Origin of the sequence: Arthrobacter mobilis, assembly GCF_012395835.1 — a bacterium.
Classification (GTDB): Bacteria; Actinomycetota; Actinomycetes; order Actinomycetales; family Micrococcaceae; genus Crystallibacter; species Crystallibacter mobilis.
The window spans coordinates 167,199-186,870 of record NZ_JAAZSQ010000005.1; the positions used below are offsets into that span (position 1 = coordinate 167,199).

At 70.0% G+C, this 19,672-nt stretch carries 17 protein-coding genes and 1 riboswitch; of the genes, 2 read left to right on the forward strand and 15 right to left on the reverse strand.

The features are described 5' to 3' along the window. Positions 1 to 32: 32 nt before the first annotated feature. The gene (locus tag HGG74_RS07870; protein ID WP_168485796.1) at positions 33 to 791 is read left to right on the forward strand and encodes a short-chain dehydrogenase/reductase; all 759 of its coding nucleotides are present in this window, start codon (positions 33 to 35) and stop codon (positions 789 to 791) included. On the opposite strand, the gene HGG74_RS07875 is transcribed toward HGG74_RS07870, so the two are convergent. The 14 genes from HGG74_RS07875 to HGG74_RS07940 form a co-directional block, all read right to left on the reverse strand. Further along, a complete protein-coding gene (locus HGG74_RS07875; RefSeq protein ID WP_168485797.1) occupies positions 788 to 2,026 on the reverse strand; it encodes an acyl-CoA dehydrogenase family protein in 1,239 nt (412 codons plus the stop codon). The genes HGG74_RS07870 and HGG74_RS07875 overlap by 4 nt on opposite strands. Before the next feature lie 32 nt (positions 2,027 to 2,058). Continuing rightward, positions 2,059 to 3,480 carry an LLM class flavin-dependent oxidoreductase gene (locus HGG74_RS07880; RefSeq protein WP_168485798.1) on the reverse strand — a complete coding sequence of 474 codons (1,422 nt, stop codon included), beginning with the start codon at positions 3,478 to 3,480 and terminating at the stop codon, positions 2,059 to 2,061. 4 nt (positions 3,481 to 3,484) lie between these two features. Then, the gene (locus HGG74_RS07885) at positions 3,485 to 4,534 is read right to left on the reverse strand and encodes an ABC transporter permease (protein WP_168485799.1); all 1,050 of its coding nucleotides are present in this window, start codon (positions 4,532 to 4,534) and stop codon (positions 3,485 to 3,487) included. Beyond that, entirely contained in the window at positions 4,531 to 5,538 is a 1,008-nt protein-coding gene (locus tag HGG74_RS07890) for an ABC transporter permease (RefSeq protein ID WP_168485800.1), read from the reverse strand. Before HGG74_RS07890 ends, HGG74_RS07885 begins: the two co-directional genes overlap by 4 nt. Beyond that, on the reverse strand, positions 5,535 to 7,127 hold the full coding sequence (locus tag HGG74_RS07895) for a sugar ABC transporter ATP-binding protein (protein WP_168485801.1): 1,593 nt from the start codon (positions 7,125 to 7,127) through the stop codon (positions 5,535 to 5,537). Before HGG74_RS07895 ends, HGG74_RS07890 begins: the two co-directional genes overlap by 4 nt. Next, complete coding sequence (locus HGG74_RS07900) at positions 7,111 to 8,169, reverse strand: substrate-binding domain-containing protein (protein ID WP_168485802.1); 1,059 nt, start codon at positions 8,167 to 8,169, stop codon at positions 7,111 to 7,113. Before HGG74_RS07900 ends, HGG74_RS07895 begins: the two co-directional genes overlap by 17 nt. A 106-nt stretch (positions 8,170 to 8,275) precedes the next feature. Beyond that, positions 8,276 to 8,378, reverse strand: a riboswitch (SAM riboswitch). Positions 8,379 to 8,515: 137 nt separating this feature from the next. Continuing rightward, positions 8,516 to 9,379, reverse strand: a complete 864-nt coding sequence (locus tag HGG74_RS07905) for a hypothetical protein (protein ID WP_168485803.1) — start codon at positions 9,377 to 9,379, stop codon at positions 8,516 to 8,518. Continuing rightward, complete coding sequence (locus tag HGG74_RS07910; protein WP_168485662.1) at positions 9,376 to 10,449, reverse strand: hypothetical protein; 1,074 nt, start codon at positions 10,447 to 10,449, stop codon at positions 9,376 to 9,378. Before HGG74_RS07910 ends, HGG74_RS07905 begins: the two co-directional genes overlap by 4 nt. A gap of 108 nt (positions 10,450 to 10,557) precedes the next feature. Next, complete coding sequence (locus HGG74_RS07915) at positions 10,558 to 11,424, reverse strand: ABC transporter ATP-binding protein (RefSeq protein ID WP_168485804.1); 867 nt, start codon at positions 11,422 to 11,424, stop codon at positions 10,558 to 10,560. Then, positions 11,421 to 13,160, reverse strand: coding sequence for a dipeptide/oligopeptide/nickel ABC transporter permease/ATP-binding protein (locus HGG74_RS07920; RefSeq protein WP_168485805.1), 1,740 nt, complete (start codon positions 13,158 to 13,160; stop codon positions 11,421 to 11,423). Before HGG74_RS07920 ends, HGG74_RS07915 begins: the two co-directional genes overlap by 4 nt. Next, entirely contained in the window at positions 13,153 to 14,178 is a 1,026-nt protein-coding gene (locus HGG74_RS07925) for an ABC transporter permease (RefSeq protein WP_168485806.1), read from the reverse strand. The genes HGG74_RS07920 and HGG74_RS07925 overlap by 8 nt, the downstream gene beginning before the upstream one ends. Before the next feature lie 31 nt (positions 14,179 to 14,209). After that, positions 14,210 to 15,580, reverse strand: a complete 1,371-nt coding sequence (locus tag HGG74_RS07930) for an amidase (protein WP_246262736.1) — start codon at positions 15,578 to 15,580, stop codon at positions 14,210 to 14,212. Positions 15,581 to 15,645: 65 nt separating this feature from the next. Beyond that, the gene (locus HGG74_RS07935) at positions 15,646 to 17,226 is read right to left on the reverse strand and encodes an ABC transporter substrate-binding protein (protein ID WP_168485808.1); all 1,581 of its coding nucleotides are present in this window, start codon (positions 17,224 to 17,226) and stop codon (positions 15,646 to 15,648) included. A gap of 46 nt (positions 17,227 to 17,272) precedes the next feature. Then, positions 17,273 to 17,752, reverse strand: a complete 480-nt coding sequence (locus HGG74_RS07940) for a DUF3237 domain-containing protein (protein WP_168485809.1) — start codon at positions 17,750 to 17,752, stop codon at positions 17,273 to 17,275. A 295-nt stretch (positions 17,753 to 18,047) separates the two neighbouring features. Here HGG74_RS07940 and HGG74_RS07945 point away from each other — a divergent pair, with 295 nt between their 5' ends. Beyond that, positions 18,048 to 18,749, forward strand: a complete 702-nt coding sequence (locus tag HGG74_RS07945; RefSeq protein WP_205761564.1) for a TetR/AcrR family transcriptional regulator — start codon at positions 18,048 to 18,050, stop codon at positions 18,747 to 18,749. 122 nt (positions 18,750 to 18,871) lie between these two features. On the opposite strand, the gene HGG74_RS07950 is transcribed toward HGG74_RS07945, so the two are convergent. Further along, positions 18,872 to 19,672 carry an amino acid ABC transporter ATP-binding protein gene (locus tag HGG74_RS07950; RefSeq protein WP_281356091.1) on the reverse strand — a complete coding sequence of 267 codons (801 nt, stop codon included), beginning with the start codon at positions 19,670 to 19,672 and terminating at the stop codon, positions 18,872 to 18,874.

The window sequence follows — 19,672 nt, forward strand, 5'->3', positions numbered from 1 at the left end:
GGACGAGATTTTCGATGAAAGGAAAGCACCGGATGGACCTGCAGCTGCGCGGCAAAAAGGCCCTGGTGACCGGGGCCTCGCAGGGGATCGGGCGGGAGACCGCCGTCGTCCTCGCCGAGGAAGGCTGCAGCCTGCTGCTGGCCAGCCGCAATGCCGAACGGCTGGAGGAAGCGGCCCACGCCATCCGCGCCGCGCACGGCGTGCCGGTGGAGACCGTGGCGGCGGATCTGTCCGTGGAGGCCGGACGGCAGCGGGTGGTCGCGGCGGCCGGGCAGCTCGACCTGCTGGTCAACAACGCCGGCGCCATTCCGTCCGGCAGCCTGCAGGAGATCGACAACGAAACGTGGCAGCGGGCCTGGGAGCTGAAGGTGTTCGGCTACATTAGCCTGTCCCGTTCGCTGTATGCGGGGCTGAAGGCGCGCTCCGGGGTGATCGTGAACGTGATCGGCTCGGCCGGGGAGGCCTTCCCGCCGGACTACATTGCCGGCACCACCGGCAACGCGGCCCTGATGGCCTTCACCCGGGCCCTGGGCAAGGAGGCGGCCCGCGACGGAATGCGCGTCGTCGGGATCAACCCGGGACCGGTGTCCACGCCGCGGCGCGAGCACAAGTCCCGCGCCCGGGCCGAGCGTGAGTTCGGCGACGCCGGACGGTGGCGGGAGTACGACGCCGCCCTGCCCTACGGCAGGGCGGCGTTGGCGCGGGAGATTGCCGGCGCGGTGGCGTTCCTGGCCTCGCCGCGCTCGGGCTACACCAACGGCACCATCCTGACCATCAACGGCGGTGCCTAGGTGTACAGGGTGATCGGCTGGACTTCGCCGAGCAGGTAGCTGGCGCCGACCTCGATCTTCTTGTAGTCCACCGGATCGTGCAGCGAGTGCGTCCGGATATTGCGCCAGAACAGGTCCAGGCCCACCTGGTTGCTGGTGGAGCTGGAACCGGTGACCTCGAAGATCCGGTTGGCGACCTCCACGCCGACTTCGGTGGAGACCACCTTCAGTTCGGCGATGCGCACGGCCAGTTCGGCACGGTCTTCGAGGGTGAAGTCCGCGCCCTTGGCGATGGCCTCGTCGTACCGGCGGTTGAGCACATCCGCCAGGGCCTCGACGGCGGCAATCCGGGAGGCGAACTCGCCGACGGTCCGCTGGAAGACCGGGTCCTGGGCGTAGGTCTCGGCGCTGCTGAGGATCCAGGCGTTGCGGCGGCCGAGCAGGATCTCGCGGCCCTTGGCCAGGGCGCCCTGGGCGACGCCGAGGTAGAAGTTGCCGAAGGCCAGCTGGATGCCCGGGGTGACCAGCGTGGAGAAGGGCTCCTCGCCGACCTCGCCCAGGATGTCCGTGGGATCGACCCGGACGTTGGTGTACCTGACCGAGCCGGACGCGGACAGGCGCTGGCCCAGGTGGTCCCAGTCGCCGAGCAGTTCCAGCCCCTCGCGGCCGCGGTCGAGCACGAAGGCCAGGATCTTGCCCTCGTCCGGCCCGCCGGTGATGGCGGCGTTGATGATGATGACGTCGCCCACGGAGGACCCGGTGGAGAAGCGCTTGAGGCCGTTCAGCCGGTACCCGTCCCCGTCCGGGGTCAGTTCCAGGGTCGGGTCCACGGGGTTGACCGAGTCGCCCCAGAGCCACTGGCCCTCGGCGGTGCGGCGGAACCAGTCCGCCTGCTGCTCCGGCGCCGCGTAGAACGCGATGGTGCCCTGGTTGATGTAGTGGTAGGCCGCCAGCTGGGCGATGGAGCCGTCCGCGGCGGCGAGGATGCGCACCACGTGCAGGGCGGACGCCCAGTGGGCGCCTTCGCCGCCGAACTCCCGGGGCACCAGCAGGTTGACCAGGCCGTGGCGGCGCAGCAGGTCCACCTCGCGGAACGGGTCCTGGTTGGCCCGGTCGCGCTCCAGGGCATCGGCGGCCAGTTCGTCCGCCGCCGCCTGCGCGGCGGCCTTCCAGCGGGCGAGTTCGTCGGGGCCGGCGCTGCCGGTCCAGGGGGAGCGGGGCGCCCGGGTGGTGGTGCCGGTGGTTGTCAGGCTCATGGCGTTTCCTTGATCGTTTCGGTGGTGGAGGTTCAGAGTGCGGCAGCGGCAGCCGCGGGGGTGTCCGCAGCGCTGGGCAGGCCGGCGTAGGCGCCGCGGTACCGGGCCGCCGGATGGGCGTCGTCGACCCGGCGGTTGCCCGGCCCGTCGAGGTATTCGCGCAGGGTGGAGCCTTCGTAGTCCTGCCAGACGCGGCCGCGCCGCTGCAGTTCGGGCACCACCAGTTCGACGAAGTCCTCGAAGGAGCCCGGGGTCACCGCATAGGCGAGGTTGATCCCGTCCAGGCCGGCCTCGTCCACCCAGCGCTCGATTTCGTCCGCCACGGTGGCCGGGCTGCCCACCAGCACCGGGCCGATGCCGCCGATGCCCAGGTAGTGTGCGATGTCGGCCGGCGTCCACTCCCGGGTGGGGTCCGCCGTCGTGAAGATCGACAGGGCCGAGCGCACGGCGTTCGTGTCGATGTACTTCAGCGGCGCGTCCGGGGCGTAGCCGGACAGGTCCAGCCCGGACCAGCCGCCGTAGAAGGTGAAGGCGCCCTCGGCGCTGGCGTAGGAGAGGTAGTCGCGGTGCTTGCGCTCGGCGGCGGCATCCGAATCCGCGACGACGACGGTCATCAGCGAGTAGATCTTCACGGCGTCCCGGGACCGGCCCGCCCGCTCGGCGCGGTCGCGGATATCGTCGGTCACCTTCCGGGTCAGGTCCGGGCGGATGCCGTTGATGAACACGCCCTCGCCGTGCCGGGCCGAGAACTCGCGGCCCCGGGGCGACGCACCGGCCTGGAAGATCACCGGCGTGCGCTGCGGGGACGGCTCGGACAGGTGGATCCCGGGGACCTGGAAGTGCTGTCCGTAATGGTTGATCGGGTGCACCTTGGCCGGGTCCGTGTAGATGCCGCGCTCGCGGTCCTTGATGACCGCGCCGTCTTCCCACGAGCCTTCCCACAGCTTGTAGGTGACGTCGAGGAACTCGTCCGCGATGTCGTAGCGCGTATCGTGGCTGATCTGTTCCTTCAGGCCCAGGTTCCGGGCGGCGCTGTCCAGGTAGGAGGTCACCACGTTCCAGCCGATGCGGCCGCGGGTCAGGTGGTCCAGCGTGGAGAACTTCCGGGCCAGGGCATAGGGCTGTTCGTAGGTCAGGGCGGCGGTGACCGCGAAGCCCAGGTGCTTGGTGACGGCGGCCATGGCCGGTATCTGGAAGAACGGGTCGTTCAGCGGCACCTGGTCCCCGTCCACCAGCGCCGGTGCCGAGGAGTTCCGGTAGACGTCGTAGATGCCCAGGACATCGGCCAGGAACAGCGCGTCGAACTTGCCGCGCTCCAGGGTCTGCGCCAGGTCCGTCCAGTACTCCAGCGTGTTGTAGGTATCCGCCCGGTTCTCCGGGTGCCGCCACAGGCCGGGGCTCTGGTGCGTGGGGCAGGTCATGTCGAAGGCGTTCAGGCTGATCCGTTTGGACATGGGCTTATCCTTTCCGTGCCGGGACGGCGGTGGTGGCGGTGGCGGGCGGGCGGACCCGGGAGGTGCGCTGGCGGGCCAGCACGACGCCGAGCAGGAGCACCAGCAGCAGGGCCAGGCCGCGGGCCAGTCCCTGCCAGAAGAAGGACAGGCCGGCCAGGTTCATGCCGTTGGCCAGCAGGGCGAAGATCAGCACGCCGACCATGGTGCCGGGCACCGAAACCCGCCCGTACTTGCTCAGCGTGGCGCCGATGAAGACCGCCCCGATCGCGTCCATGACGTACAGCTGCCCGCTGGCGGGAATGAACGCGTAGGTCCGGGAGGCCAGGACCACGCCGGCCAGGGCGGCCACCCCGGCGGCCAGCACGTAGGCGGAGGCGCCCAGGGCGCCCACGCGCTTGCCGGAGATCCGGCTGGCGCCGGGCTGCTCGCCGGTCACCGTGAGCTCGCGGCCCCAGCGGGTGCCGTCCAGCGCCAGGTACACCACGCCGGCCACCAGCACGGCGGCCACCACCGGGAAGGGCACGCCGAGCAGGTAGCCGTTGCCCCAGAGGGCGAAGCCCTCCGGAACCTGGGAACGCACCAGGTAGATGGGCGCCCCGCCGCCGGTGAGCAGTTGCTGGACGCTGGTGCCGATGAACCACACGCTCAGCGTGGCCAGGAACGGCGGGATGCGCAGCACCACAATCAGGAAGGCGTTGACCAGCCCGACGGCCAGGCCGAAGGCCAGGCCCACCACGACGGCCACCCAGGGCACGTAGCGCTCGGCGATCGCGGCGGCGGCGGCCAGGGCGGCCAGGTCCAAGGCGACCCCGACGGAGAGGTCGATGCCGCCGCTGCGGACGACCACTGTCATGCCCGCGGCCACCAGGGCCAGGATGGCCGTCTGGTTCAGGACCGCCAGCAGGTTATCGCCCGTCAGGAACGTGGGCGTGAGCACGGAGAAGGCCAGCATGATCGCGGCGAGCACCAGCGGGGCGATCAGCCGCGGCAGGATATCGGCCGCGCGCGGCGCCGGCCGGAGGCCCGGGCGGTTCCGGGTAGCTGTTGCGGTCATTTGGCATCACTCCGTCCTCGGATGGCCACTACGGCCAGCACCACCAGAATCAGCACGCCCTTGGCGGCTCCCACCCACTGGCTGGCCACACCCAGGAGGGTGAAGCCGTTGGTCAGGGCCGCAATGAAGAGCGCCGCCACCAGGGTGCCGGTGATGGTCACCACCAGGCGGCGGGAGAAGACCACCGACATGAAGGCCACCAGGATGATGTCCAGCAGGATCTGGTTGCCGACGCCGGGAACGGCCGCGGAGAGCCTGGCCGAGAGCAGCAGGCCGGCGATGCCGGCCAGCAGCGCCGAGATCAGGTAGCTGTTGAAGATGTACTTGCGCGGGTTGATCCCGGCGACCTTGGCCGCCGTCGGGTTCTGCCCGACGGCGTAGCTGCGCACGCCCCAGCTGGTGCTGCCCAGGCCCAGGCCGACGACGGCGAACAGCACGAGCATCACCACCACGGCCACGGGCAGCCCGGCGAGGGAGCCGTCGCGCAGCCATTCGAAGGCCGCGCCGGTGAAGGGGACCTTGACGTTGTTGCTGATCACCAGGGTCAGGCTGCCGGCGATGCCCATGGTGGCCAGCGTGGTCAGCAGCGGGCGCAGGCCCAGCACCACGGCCGCGCCGTTGACGGTACCGGCGGCGGCGGCCACGGCCAGCGCCCCGGCGATCGAGGCCACCGGCGGCAGGCCGGCCTGGGAGGCGACGGCGGCGACGGTGCCGGCCAGGCCGGCCACGGCACCCACGGACAGGTCGATGCCGCCGTCGACGACGTCATCCCCGCCGGTCACGATGACCACGGCCAGGCCGAAGCCGGCGATGGCGTAGACGGCTGCCTGGTTGAGCACCGCCGCCAGGTTCGCCGGCACCAGGAAGTTCGGCGACGACGCGGCCAGGGCCAGGACCACCGCCAGCACGGTGGCGTAGCCGGCCCAGGACAGCCAGGCGGGCGCGCCGCGGCGCGGCGCGCGCTGCGCGGCTCCGGTCTGCGGCGTTGCTGCTGCGGTACTCATGCGAACTCCAGTTCGGTGTCGGCGCCGGCGCTGCCGGACGCGTCGGCATAACCTGCCTGGCCCGCGCCCGAGGCGAGGGCCAGGATCCGGTCAGTGGTCGCTTCGCCCCGGCGCAGTTCGGCCACGATTTCGCCGCGGAAGAAGACCAGGATCCGGTCCGCCAGCCCCACCAGCTCCTCCAGGTCCACGGTGACCAGCAGGGCCGCGGCGCCGGCGTCCACCAGGTCGTTGATCCGGGCGTAGATCTGGGCGCGGCTGCCCACGTCCACGCCGGAGGTCGGCTGGTCCAGCACCAGGAATTTCGACTCCGCGGCCAGCCAGCGGGCCAGGACGGTCTTCTGCTGGTTGCCGCCGGAGAGCTGGCCGACCACGGCCTGGGGCCGGGCCGGGCGGATGTCCAGCCGGGAAATCTGGGCCTGGGCCAGGGCCTTCTCGGCCCGGCGGCGGATCAGCCCGCCCCAGGCCGTGACCTTGTCCAGGGCCACCAGGCTGATGTTTTCCTGGATGGTGTTGCGCACCAGCGCCCCGTCCCTGCGGCGGTCCGCGGGCACGTACGCGCCCGAGGCCTTCACGAAGGCCCGGGGGGAGCGGACCGGCCGGCCGCCGAGGCTGACCCGGCCGCCGTGCCGGCGGTTGCCGGTGACCGCGTCGGCCAGTTCGTCGACGCCGGACCCGACCAGGCCGGTCACCCCGACCACTTCGCCCGGCCGCACCGTGAAGCTGACATCCCGCAGTGCCCCGGGCACGGTCAGGGACATGACGGACAGGGCCTCGCCGGCAGGATCCGGGGTGCGGGCGGCCGTGCGGGTGCGGTCGAATTCCTCGACCTCGCGGCCGACCATCAGCTCCACCACCTGCTCGAGGGCGTCGTCCCGGCCGGCCAGGTCCACCTCGCCGGCGTTGGCCCCGTTGCGCAGCACCGTCACCGTGCCGCTGATCTGCCGCAGCTCCTGCAGGTAGTGCGAGATGTACACCACGGGCACGCCCGCTGCCTGCAGGGTCCTGATGGTGGCGAAGAGCTGGGCCACCTCGGCCGAGGCCAGCGGTGCCGTGGGTTCGTCCAGCACGAGCAGCTTCGGCCCGGCCAGCACCGCACGGGCGATCTGCACCAGCTGCTGCTCGGCCACGGTCAGCTCGTCCACCAGCAGGTCCGGCGCGACGCGCAGCCCCACCGTGCGCTCCAGGTCCGCGGCGGCCCGGCGGTTCAGCTGCCGGCGCGAGACCCAGCCGTAGCGGCCCTCGCTGCGGCCCAGGTACAGCTGCTCCGCCACCGTCAGCCGGCCGGCCAGGTGCCGGTCCTGGTGGATCACGTGGATGCCCAGCCGCTCGGCGTCGGCCGGCGAGGTAATGGACACCTTGGCGCCGCCGAACTCGATGGTTCCGGAGTCCGCCTGGTAGAGGCCGGTCAGGATCTTGATCAGCGTGGATTTGCCGGCGCCGTTTTCCCCGACCAAGCCGCGCACTTCCCCGGCATGGACTTCGAAGTGGACGTCGGTGAGCACCTGCGCGGCGCCGAAGGCCTTGTTGATGCCGCGCATGGACAGCAGCGGGGCGGATGCGGCCCCCGGGGTATCAGAGGCCGAGCTCACTGCGCACCTCGGTGACGTTCTCCTTGTTGATGAACACCGGATCCAGGTAGCTGGTGGTGGGCACCTTGTCCTGCTGGCCGCCGAGGAACAGGGCCACGTTGTCGGCCGACTGCGCGCCCATCGCCTTGGTCTGCTGGGCCACGGTGCCGGTGTAGGAGGATTCCGGATCCGCGATCAAATCCAGCGCGCCGGGCTCGGCGTCCACGCCGTAGACCTTGATTTCGTCCCGTCCGGCGGCGTCGATGGCCTGGGCGGCGCCGATCTGGGGGATGTCCCAGCAGGACCAGACCGCGTCGATCTGCCCCTTGGGCAGGCGGCGGAGCGCGTCGTTGACCTGCTGCTTGGCATCCTCGACGGTGCCCTCGTACTTGTCCTGCAGCTCGGGCTGGATCAGCTTGATGCTGGGGTAGTCCTCCAGCACCAGCTTGAGCTCGTTGTAGCGGATGCGGCAGGGAGCCACGCCCGGGAAGCCGTTGAACACCAGGACCTGGCCCTTGCCGCCGATGTCCTCGGCCAGCGTGCGGGCGACGGTGGAACCGATGGCCCAGTTGTCGCTGGTGACGTTGTTGGCGGAGAACTCGGACTGGAAGTCGATGGTGAACAGCGGGATGCCGGCGGCGTCCACCTTCTTCAGGGCCGGCGTCAGCGTGGTCTTGTCCCCGAGGATCACCACGATGGCGTCCGGCTTCTGCGAAATCAGGTTCTCGACATCGGAGACATGCTTATCGTCCTTGGCCTCGGCCTGGGTGGCGATGACCTTGCCGCCGAGCTCCTTCACGCGCGCCTGGACGGCGTCGTACACCACCCGGCTGAAGTCGTGGACGATGTCCTTGGCGGCAATGCCCACGGTCTTGCCCTCGAGCGAGGGGATGTCCTGGGCCGCGGCCGGGGCCGCCGCGGCACCGGAGGCCGGGGCGGCGTTGGAGGCGGCCTGCGGTTCCTTGAGCGAGCAGCCGGTCAGCACCAGGGCTGCTGCGGCCGACAGCGCCAGGGACTTGGCGGCGAGGGATCCGGCGGGGCGGACAAGGGGGGACTTCTTCACGTGCTGCTCCTTGGTCGTCGGCCCGAGGGAGCCGCGCGGCAGCTGCGGGTCGCCCCGCGGGCATGCACGCGGGCATGCCAAGGGCGGACCACGGTCAGCACATGCTTCTCCATCGGTCCTGGCAGTAGCACCGTTCCAGACGGAAGGCTCCGTCCGGAGGGTTGCTGCGGCGTCGTCGATCCAGGTCTCTCGGCCGCTCGGGATGGTTACGTGACCATACAAGCGGCTGGCGCCGTCGCATTCCAAGAGACGCAGTCACAAACGTCAACAGCGTTCATATTTGGACTCGAAATTGGCGGACCGATCCGGAAGCCCTATGGTTTCCCGTCCATGGGGGGCGCGGTGCTTAGTTTCCGAACTCGACGCGGATGGAGTTGTCATCGGGCAGGACCACCACGGTTCCCTCCTCGGTGGTCCAGCCGTCATGGAGGAAGAAGAACCGTCCGCCGCTGAGCACCAGCAGGCGCAGGCCGCCGTACCGGTACAGGGGCTGCTCGCTGGTGCCGACGTTCGTGACGCTGACAGCCTCCACCCCGATGCCCAGCGGTTTCTCGCTGTAGACCTCGGCACGGGGCAGGGACTCCACGCGCCGTTCGAAGCTGGCGGCGAGCCCGCGTCCGACCGCCTGGGCATAGTCGGCGGTTCCCCAGAACAGCAGCAGCGTCACAATACTCAACACCAAGGTGGCTTCCACCGCGCGCTCTTCCACGCTCAGGACCGGGGCGTGTCCGGCGCGGGCGTGGCGCCGCAGCCGCAGGCCCCACGCCGCCAGGAGCACCCCGACCGCCATCACATACGGGGCGAAGATGGCCGCCCGGGTCGGCTGGCCGATGGCGAGCAGCAGGCCGGTTCCGGCCACGGCGACGGCGGCCAGGGCGGCAATGCCGGCAACCCGGGCGATCAGTTCCTGGTGGCGGCCCTCGTCGATCCGGCGGCGCAGCCACCGGTCCAGGGCCAGCCAGACGACGCCGGCGACCAGGATGCAGACCAGCGGCAGGTAGAGGGCGTTGATGCTGATGAGGATGTAGTCCTGCGTGGCGTAGCCGAACAGGCTCTCATCCAGGCCCATGTCTTCGGCCTGGGCATTCGCCCGGGCCCAGCCGAAATAGACCAGCAGGGCGGTGGCCACCGTGATCGGCGGGCCGATGGCCGAGATGACGCCGAGGGAGCGGGACCAGAGCGAGCGCGCGTCCCCGCCGGCCTCCGTCACGGCGCGCTGCCTGCGGCAGGCGACGACGGCGGCAGGCTGGGGCCGGGGTCCGGTTCACCCGGATCTGGCTCGCCGGGGTCCGGTTCACCCGGATCCGGCTCGCCGGGGTCCGGTTCGCCGGGATCCACGGACGGGCTCGGGTCCGGTGACTCGAATCCCGGGCAGGTGCTCGGGTCGCCAAGGTACTGCAGGTCCACCGATTCGGTCACCAGCCAGTCGCCGTCGGCCACGCTGACCGACACCACCCCTTCCTCCGCCGTTGGCGGAGCCAGGAAGACGAAGTCGGGCCCGACCTGCTCGACCGGCACCGTGGCGGGCTCCGGCTTGGTGTCGACGGTGACGCTGCGGATGCTGCCGGCGGGCAGGCCGCCCAAGGTTCCGACCATGTGCATGGTCGTGCCGCCGCACACGGACGCGGCCGCATTGCGGCCGTTGTTGTCGCTGCCGTCATCGTCCAGGTCGTAGAACGTCGGCTCGCAGGCCAGTCCGCTGCCCTCGGCCAGCTGGAACGGCGTCCCCGGGTTCTGCTGGTGGAAATCCACCACCGACTGCAGCACCGGGTAGGCGGCCCGGGACCAGCAGTCCGAATCCTCCGTCACGGAGAGCCCGGCCAGCTGCTCGGCCGCGGGCGCCCAGGCGGACTCGTCCCCCGTCACGGCCGCGCAGAACAGCTTCGCCACGTCCTCCACGGTGTCGGGCGGCTCGTTCGGCTCCGGGACCTGCTCGCAGTTCCCGCTCTTCAGGTACAGGTACCAGGTCGGATCGTCCCGGCCCACCGGCCCGACCGGCAGCCATCCCAGCACGGGGGCGCCTTCCGGCGCCGGCGGACCCGCGGGCGCCGGCGGCCCCGGGGGCACGTAGGTGCCGTCGTCCGGGCCGCCGACCGTTTCCACCGGGGCGGATTCCCCGGAGCCCCGGTTGTTGCTGGAGTCCTGGTTGCTGTCCGAGCCGGCATTCTCTTCGGAACCCTGGCCGCCGCCGTCCTCCGCTACCAGCCCGCAGGCCGCGGCCAGCGACAGCAGCCCCGCCGCAATGGCGGCGGATGCAGGCAGGCGGCTATTCAAGCGCATCTCGCACCTGGGCTATCTGCGGCCGCGGCCGCTGGGCACGTGAGGGTCGGCTTCGTTCCAGCGTACGCCCGGCCTTGGAAGGCTGTACAGGAAAACGGGGGCCGGTCCCTACCCGGCGGCCCTGTCCGCAGGTTCCAGATCAGCGTCGATGTTGAAGCCGGGCCCGCCCGGCACGGAGTCCAGCAGGCGCCGGGTGTAGGGGTGTTCCGGGGCCGCATACACCCGATCCACGTTCCCGGATTCGACCACGTCGCCGCGGTAGAGCACCACCACCTCGTCGCTGACATGGCGCACCACGGCCAGGTTGTGCGAGATGAACAGCATGGTCAGGCCCAGCTCCCGGCGCAGGTCGGCCAGCAGGTTCAGGATCTCCGCCTGGGTGGTCAGGTCAAGGGCGGAGGTGATCTCGTCGGCGATGACCAGCTCGGGCTCCACGGCCAGGGCCCGGGCGATCGCGATCCGCTGCCGCTGGCCGCCGGAGAACTCGTGCGGGTACCTGCCGGCCGCCTCCGGGTCCAGCGAAACCTTGGCCAGCCAGTGCGAGATCCGGAACCTTTCGCGTACCGGGTCGGCACGGAGTGGGTCGATGGCTTCGGCCAGGGCTTGGCCGATGGTCCGGCGCGGATTCAGGGACGAGTACGGGTCCTGGGGGATGAGCTGGACCTGGCGGCGCAGCTTCCTGGTGTGCGCGCGGGTCATGCGGCCGACCTCGGCACCGTTGAACACAATGCGCCCGGAGCTTGGTGGCAGGGCGCCAACCAAGGTCCTGGCCAGAGTGGATTTGCCCGAGCCGGACTCGCCGACCAGGCCCACGGTACGGCCACGCCGGACGTCGAGGCTGACCTTCTTGAGGATGGTGGCTGAGCGGGCCCCGGAGCCGAGGACGACCGTAAGGTCCTGCACGGAGAGCATTGGGCAGTCGGTGGAGCCGGCCGGGGCCTGCGGTGCTGCCGGGGTGGCTGTCTGATGGGTCATCGGGTGGTTTCCAGTTCGTCCTCGGGCTGCCATTTGGCGGTGGCCAGCCGGTCAGTGGTTTCGGTCATGCTGGGGGTGGCGGCCAGCAGGGCCTGGGTGTAGGGGTGGCGCACGTTGCCGGCCTTCAGGTCCGCGGCGCTGAGCCGTTCCAGGATCTGCCCGCGGTACATGACCAGCACCTGGTCGCACAGCTCCTGCACCACGCCGATGTCGTGGGAGATGAACAGGATGGCGGTGCCGTGTTCCTTGTTGATCTTGCGGAACTTGCGCAGCACCTCGGCCTGCACCGTCACGTCCAGGGCGGTGGTGGGCTCGTCCGCGATCAGCAGCTTGGGCTGGGACACCGTGGAGGCGGCGATCATGGAGCGCTGCAGCATGCCGCCGGAGAGCTCGTGCGGATGCTGGCCCATGCGCAGCCGGGGGTTCTGGATGCTCATGTCGTCCAGCGCCTCCACCATGTCCGTATCCGCCCGGCGCCGCGGCTTCTTCAGATGGACGCGGGAGACCTCGGTCAGCTGCGGGCCCATGCGCAGGGCCGGGTTGAAGGTGGTGCCCGGGTCCTGGTAGACGAGGCCGATGCCGGTGGCCAGGGCCTTGGCGTCCCTGGTGGTGAGCAGGTCCAGGCCGTCCAGGCGCAGGGTCCGTGCCCGGACGGAGAGTTCGTCCGCCAGCAGTCCGGCCACGGACATGGCGGTCATGGACTTGCCGGAGCCGGATTCGCCCACCAGGCCCAGGACCTCGCCGGGCCGGATGCTGAAGGAGATGCCCTTGACGATCTGGTTGCCTGCGGGTGAGGTGACGGTGAGGTTGTCCACCTCCAGCAGGGCCTGCGGGGCCGGGTCCAGCGAGGCGGGGCGGGAGAGGGCCTTCCGGCCGGCGAAGTGTCTGCGGCCCCCGCGGGGGTCCGCCGCTGCCGCCAGACCGTCGCCGATCAGCATGGCGCCCAGGCCGGTGACGACCAGCATCAGCGAGGGGGCCACCACCTGCAGCGGCTGGGCGTAGATGGAGTTCAGGCCCTCGTTGAGCAGCCGGCCGAAATCGTACTCGGGGCTTTGTACGCCCAGGCCCACGAAGGAGAGGCTGGAGATCTCCAGCAGGGACAGGGCAAAGCTGGAGGTGGCCATGACGAACAGCGGCTCGGCCATGTTCGGCAGCAGGTGCCGGGTGATGATCTTGTGCCCGGGCACGCCCAGCAGCCGGGCCGTGGAGACGTAGTTCCGGTGCGAGACCGAGGCGGCCAGGTTGGCCGTCAGCCGGGCGAAGCCCGGGATGCCGGCGACGCCAATGGCGACCACCGCCGTCGTGCTGCCCGGGCCGAGGATGGCGGCAATCAGCAGGGCGAAAATCAGCGACGGGTAGGCCACCGCGGCCTCGATCAGCCGCAGGGCCGGCTCGCGGATCCATCGCGGGGCCAGCCAGACGGCGGAACCGATGACGACGCCGCAGAGCACCGAGATGGCGGTGGCGCCCAGGGACATCAGCAGGGTCAGCCGCGCCGCCACCAGCGACCGGGCCAGGATGTCCCGGCCGAAGTCGTCGGTGCCCATCCAGTGTGCGGCGCTGGTGCCCTGGCGGGCGTCCGGGGTCAGGGTTTCGGCCGGCCCGGCGAGGGCCAGGGGTGCGACGACGGCGGTGAGCGCGACCAGGGACATCAGGACGATGCCCAGGATCAGTCCGGGGCTCCAGCGGAAGGAGCGCTTCAGGCCGGGTGCGGAAACGGTGGCGGTATCAGCCATGGGACTTGGCCCCCAGGGTTCGCGGGTCGATGATGCCGAGGACCAGGTCCACCAGCAGGTTCAGGACGGTCGCGATCAGCCCGACCACCAGGATGATGCCCTGGATGAGCGGGTAGTCGCGGTAGATGATGGCCTGGACGATCTCGTTGCCCAGCCCGGGGTAGTTGAACACGGTCTCGATGATGATGGCGCCGCCGAGCAGGCTGGCCAGGATCAGCCCGGTCAGGGTCAGTGTGCTGGTGAGCAGGTTGGGCAGGGCATGCCGCAGGTACAGCCGCAGCGGCGGCAGCCGGCGGCCGCGGGCGGTGCGCATGAAGTCCTGCTCCAGCACGGTGGCCGTTTCCTGCCGCACCACGCGGGCGACGGCGCAGGCCGGCCCGATGCCCAGGGCCACCGTGGGCAGGATCAGCGCCTGCAGGCTGTCTGCGCCGCCGGCCGGCAGCACCCGCCAGAGGATGGAGAACAGCACGATCAGCAGGGTGCCCGTGACATAGCCCGGCAGCGAGGCCAGGAAACCTGCGACGTTCCCGAAGGCCAGGTCCAGCCAGCGGCGCCGTCCGCCGCGGGTGAGGATGCCCACGGCCATGCCGACCGGGACGGCGATGGCCAGCACCAGGATGATGGCCATCGCCGCCAGCTGGGCGGTATAGGGCAGCTTGGTGGCGATGATCCCGCCCACCGCGTCATTGAACCGGAACGAGTTGCCCAGGTCCAGCTGCGCCAGCCCGGCCACGTAGTCGGCGAAGCGGACCGGGAGCGGGTCGTCGAGCCCCATCTGCCCGCGCAGCTGCGCCACGGTCTCCGGCGAGGCGTCGGTGCCGGCGATGGCCTGGGCCGGATCGCCCGGGATCAGCGGGACGATCATGAAGGTCAGCACGATGAGCATGACCAGCGAGAGCAGCAGGCCGCCGGCGCGCCGGAGGGCAAAGCCGGCCCAGTGGGAACCGGGCCTGCGGGACACGCCCGCCTGCGGTGCCTGCGGTCCGGGTCCGGCAGCGGTGTTTGCAGTGACAGTCATTTTGGTGTCTTTCCCTATGCCGCCGCGCCGGTTACGCGTACTGCGGGGCGATGGTCCGGGTCCAGTCCATGACGGCTTCGACGGCGCTGGCCAGCCGGACCAGGGTGGCTTCCTGGTAGGGACCGGCCACCAGCTGGGCGCCGACCGGCAGGCCGGTGGCGGAGGTGTGCACGGGCAGGCTGATCGCCGGCAGGCCGCTGATGTTGCAGAACGAGGTGAAGGAGATCATCCGCATCTCGGTCAGCCGCGGCCCGGACGGGTCGGTGTTGGCCTCGTGGTAGACGGTGCCGGTCCGCGGGGTTTCGCAGGCCATCGTGGGGGTGAGCAGGACGTCGAAGTCCCGGCCCCACTGGGCAACCAGCGGGCGGGATTCGAGCTGCAGCCGCGCGGCTGCCTGGGCGTACTGGCCGGCGTGGAACTGCCGGGCCTGGTCCAGCCGGTGCCTGATGAACGGGTCCACCAGGTCCACGTTTTCGTACTCGATGGCATGCAGCGATGCGCCGATGATCATCTGGAAGGCCTCGCCGGCTTCGCGGGAGTACAGCACCGGGCTGGCCGGGCAGACCTCGTGGCCCAGGCCCTCGAGCACCCCGGCCAGCTTCTCCGCGGCCGCGGCGCATTCGGCGTCCACCGGCAGGCCGGTGGGCGCCTCGAGCAGCAGCCCGATGCGCAGCCTGCCGGCGTCCCGGCCCACTTCCTCGGCGAACGGGCGCTCCGGGGCGGGTGCCGAGTACCAGCTGTGCAGGTCCGGTCCGGACAGCGCGTCCAGTACGGCCGCGGCGTCCTCGACGTGGCGGGCCACCGCGCCTTCGGTGGTGGAATGCTCCCAGCCGAACACTTCCTGCGGGATCCGGCCGCGGCTGGGCTTGAGGCCCACAATGCCGCAGGCGGAGGAGGGGACGCGGATGGAGCCGCCGCCGTCGGACGCATGGGCCACCGGCGCCAGGCCAGCGGCCACCGCCGCGGCGGCGCCGCCGCTGGAACCGCCGGGGGTGTAGTCATGGTTCCACGGGTTGGCCGTGGTGCCGTGGCGGGCGTTCTCGGAGACGGTCAGCGGGCCGAGTTCGGGGCTGTTGGTCCGGCCCATGAAGATGAACCCGGCCTGCTCGAGCTTCTGCGCACACAGGTCGCTCGTCTCCTGCGGGGCATCGGACATGGCCAGCGACGAGCAGGTGTTCGGCTGGCCCTTGACGCTGGTCAGGTCCTTGATGGGGATCGGCACGCCGTGGAACGGGGCCAGGTCCGCCCCGTCCATGACCTCCTGCTCGGCGCGCCGGGCGGCGGCGCGCACTTCCTGGTCATTGCGCCAGACGACGGCGTTCAGCTCGGGGTTGTATTTGTCGATCCGGGCCAGGTAGGCCTCGGCGGCTTCGACCGGGCTGATCTCGCGCGTCCTGATCATCCGGGCAAGGGATACTGCGGAACCAAAGGGGTCCATGGTCGTCCAATCGTGAAGAGGGGCAGGTGCTACTTCGTGATGCGCATGATCTGGTCGTCCAGCGCGCCGCCGAGGGAGGTGACGGTGAAGCCGTCGGCCGCGACCATCAGGCGCGGATCGTTGGACAGCGGAATGGCGTCCGCGTTCTCGATCAGGGCGTTCATGCTCTCCTCCAGCGCGGCGCACTGCGCTTCCTGGTCCTTGGCGGTCAGGAACTTGCCGAACGCGGCCTGGGCCGCCTCGTTCCTAGCGCCGCCGATGTTGCCGCCGCCTTCCTGGATGGTCGGGCCCATGAAGGAGGCCAGCGGATTGGCCATGGTGCCCATGAAGTTCAGGTCCGCGTAGACGGTCATGTCCCAGTCGCCGGGCTTGCCGAACACCGTGCTGATCCAGCCTCCGACGTCGAGGTTGTCCAGCTTCACGGTGGCGCCGGCGGCCCGCAGCTGCTCCTGCACGTAGACATTGCCGGAGCCCTGGGGGCCGAGGATCTGGGCGCCGACCATGCGGATGGCGACGCCGTCGAGCACCTTCTTCGCAGCCGCGGTATCGACCGGAATGACCGGGGACTGGGCCGGATCGGAGCACACGGTGCCTTCGGCCACCAGCTGCGTGGTCACCTGGCCGAAACCGCTGGACGTGATGTTCTCGAACATCTTGCGGTCCAGGACCTGGGCCACGGCCCGGCGGACGGCCGGGTCGGTGAACGGGCTACCCTCGCGCTGGTTGAACATGACAAAGAAGTCGGAGAAGGGCTCGTTGGTGACGGTGAATTTGTCATTGCCGTCGAACCGGCTGAGGCTGGTGGCGTTGACGAAGCCCATGTCCAGCTGCCCGCTGATCAGCTGGTTGGCGGTGGCGTTCTTGTCCGTGATCACGTTGTAGACGATCTTCTTCGCCGGCTGCCCGTCGATCTGCTGGGAGTATTCCGGCCAGGCGTTGTAGTCCCCGCGCAGTTCGTAGGTGTAGCGCACGCCGTGTTCCTTCGAGGCCAGGGTGTACGGCCCGGATTCGGAGCCGGCAGCCTCGCCGGCGGCCAGCGCCTTAGTGTCCTTCAGGCCGGCCGGGCAGATCACCCCGGTGGGGGACATGGACAGGCCGGTGAGCATGTCCGGCCAGGGCTGGGCCAGGGTGATGCTGAGGGTGTTCGCCTCGTCGTCGGCGGTGAAGACCGGCTTGCCGGCCGGGCCGAAGACCTGCGGCGCGGCAGCGGCGGCGGTCTTCGGGTTGGTTAAGTACTCGAAGGATTCCTTCACCACCGTGGGGGTGATCGGGGTGCCGTCGGAGCACGTCGCCCCCTTGCGCAGGGTGAAGACGGCCCCGTCGGCGGTCCTCTCCCAGCTCGCGGCCAGGCCCGGTGCCAGCTTGTTGTCCGCGTCCTTGCGGACCAGGGTGTCGTAGCTCATGCGGGCGGCCAGGAAGTCCGGCAGCGACAGGCCCTTGGTCGGGTCGAAGCTGGCGGGAAGGTCGATGGTGGTGCGGATGATGTCAGGGGACGGCGCGCCGTCGCCCGCCTGCGCGTTGCTGCTGGCGGAGCCGCCGGTGGTGCAGCCGGCAAGCAGCAAGCCGGTGACGGAAACCAAGGCGAGCGGCAGAGTGGCCCTGCGGTGCATGGTGGTCCTTTCGAAAGGAAGGGGAAATGAGGGTCCGGGAATGTGCCTAGGCGGCCAGGACTTCGTAGATGTCGATGGTGGTTGCGGTCAGCTGCGTGCGGGCCTTGCCCACAAAGACCGAGCGGGTCAGCCACTGCAGGGCGGGCGCGGCGGTGCGGAAGACCGGCGTCGTCAGGAAGTAGCCCATGTCTTCCGGGCCGCCGGTCTCGCCGTCGACATGCCGCAGCACTCCGGTGTTGACGATGTCCACGAACTCGCCGGCGGCAGTTCGGATGGCATAGCGCGCCTGCACCTCGAAGCCGCCGTCGGCCCGGGTCATGCACCAGTCACCACCGCCGGGAAACACCTCACCCTCGATTTCGCCGTGGACGCTGCCGCCGGTGATCGGAATGAAGTCGAGCCGCTCGGTGCCGCGCTCGTTGAGCGGAATATGGGGATCCACCTCGGCCACGATGGTGAAGGCGTAGCGCAGGGCAGGGGCGGTTTCGGCGGCGCGGGCGGGTGCTTCGGTGCGGGTTTCCGTCATTGCTGAGGTCCTTTGGCTGAAGTAATTGGGCACCGGGCATCCCGGTGCAGGACAGTTCAGGATTCGCCGCCCTCGGCGGCATGGAAGCAGGGGACGGGGAGGCTGTGGTTCGGTCCCCGGAAGCGGATTCCCGGGTTATGTGATCCGCCTCATAGGGATATAGTGAACAATAGTGAATGACTTAGTCAATAGCGTTCACTAACTTGTGACGAGTTGTTCTCAGGCGGGGATGGTCCGCAAAAGCTGGCGCACTGCATAGCCTTGAAGAACAACACCAGCCGGATGAGGACCTGCCATGACCATGACCAACGAAGCCGAGCCGGCCCCGTCGAAGGGGCGGCGGCTGCAGCGCGGCGCTTTGAGCCGGGACGCCATTGTGTCCGCGGCCGTGCAGATCCTCGATGAGCACGGGCTGAACGGCTTGACGTTCGCACGCCTGGGCAAGCAGCTTGGTGCCTCGCCCACGGCGATGTACCGGCATTTTTCCAGCCGGGAGGAGATCCTCATTGCCGTAGCGGACGAGCTGGTCCGGCAGTCGATCGACGGATATGTGCCGGCTGTGTCCTGGCTGGATTCGCTGCGCGACCTGGCCTACCGGGCGTGGCGCACCTTCGAGCGGCATCCGGCCGCAGCGGCCCAGACCTACCATTTGCTCACCGGCGGCCCCAACGAACTGCGGGTGGTGGACGCGATCCTGGCGGCCCTCCACCAGGCCGGCTGGCGGGGCGAAGCGGCGGTGAAGCAGTACCACATGTACAGCCAGTTCGTCCTGGCGGTCAGCGGCAGCCACGCTGCGCAGGTAGCCCAGGACGACACCGGGTCCTCGGTGGCCTCCACCTGGGTCCAGGAGTACCGGCCGGCCCGGCCCGAGGACTATCCGTACGTCTCGGCGGTGCGCGAAGAGCTGCGGTCCATCGATTTCTTCGAGGTCTACGTGGGCCTGGTGGACGCGCTGCTGTCGGCCATGGCGGCGCAGGCCCCGGCTGCGAAGGAATAGCTGGCCGCATCAACCACATGGAGTCCGAACTGCCGGTATGGCAGCCCGGACGGCAGCAAAAGGCCTTGGCTTCCCGTCTGAGGGGGCCAAGGCCTTTTGCTGCCGGAGGCAGCCGCGCTGGATTACGCGAGCACGTTGGAGAGGAACTGCCGGGTCCGCTCGTGCTGCGGCGTCGCGAAGACCTGGGCGGGCGGGCCGCTTTCGATGATGCGCCCTGCATCCATGACGACGACCCGGTCAGCCACTTCGCGCGTGAAGCCCATCTCGTGGCTGACGATGATCATGGTCATGCCGGCGTTCGCGAGGTCCCGCATGACGGCAAGGACCTCGCCGACCATCTCGGGGTCCAGGGCGCTGGTCGGTTCGTCGAACAGCATGAGGGCCGGCCGCATGGCGAGTGCCCTGGCGATGGCCACGCGCTGCTGCTGGCCGCCGGAGAGGGAGCGTGTCCTGGCATCCGCCTTGTCGGCGAGCCCGACGCGCCCGAGCAGTTCCCGGGCGTAGGCCACGGCCTCGGACTTGCTCTCGTGCTTCACCTCGACGACGGCGTGCCAGATGTTCTCGAGCACGCTCATGTGCGGGAACAGGTTGAAGTGCTGGAACACGAAGCCGATGTTGGCCCGCTGCCGGGCCAGGTCCCGTGCCGACCGCTCGACGAGCTTGCCCTGCTTGTTCACGCGCTGGCCGAGGAGCTCGCCGTTCACCCGGATCTCGCCGGAGTCGATGGCTTCGAGGCCGTTGAGCGTGCGGAGCATGGTGGTCTTGCCGGCTCCCGAGGGCCCGACCATGACCACCACCTCTCCGCGTGCGACCTCCAGGTTCACGTCGGTGAGGATTCGTTTGTCCCCGAACGACTTGCAGACGTTAACCGCCTGCACGATGGGGCCGCGCTCCGTGGGAGCCGGTTCGGTGTACATCGTCAT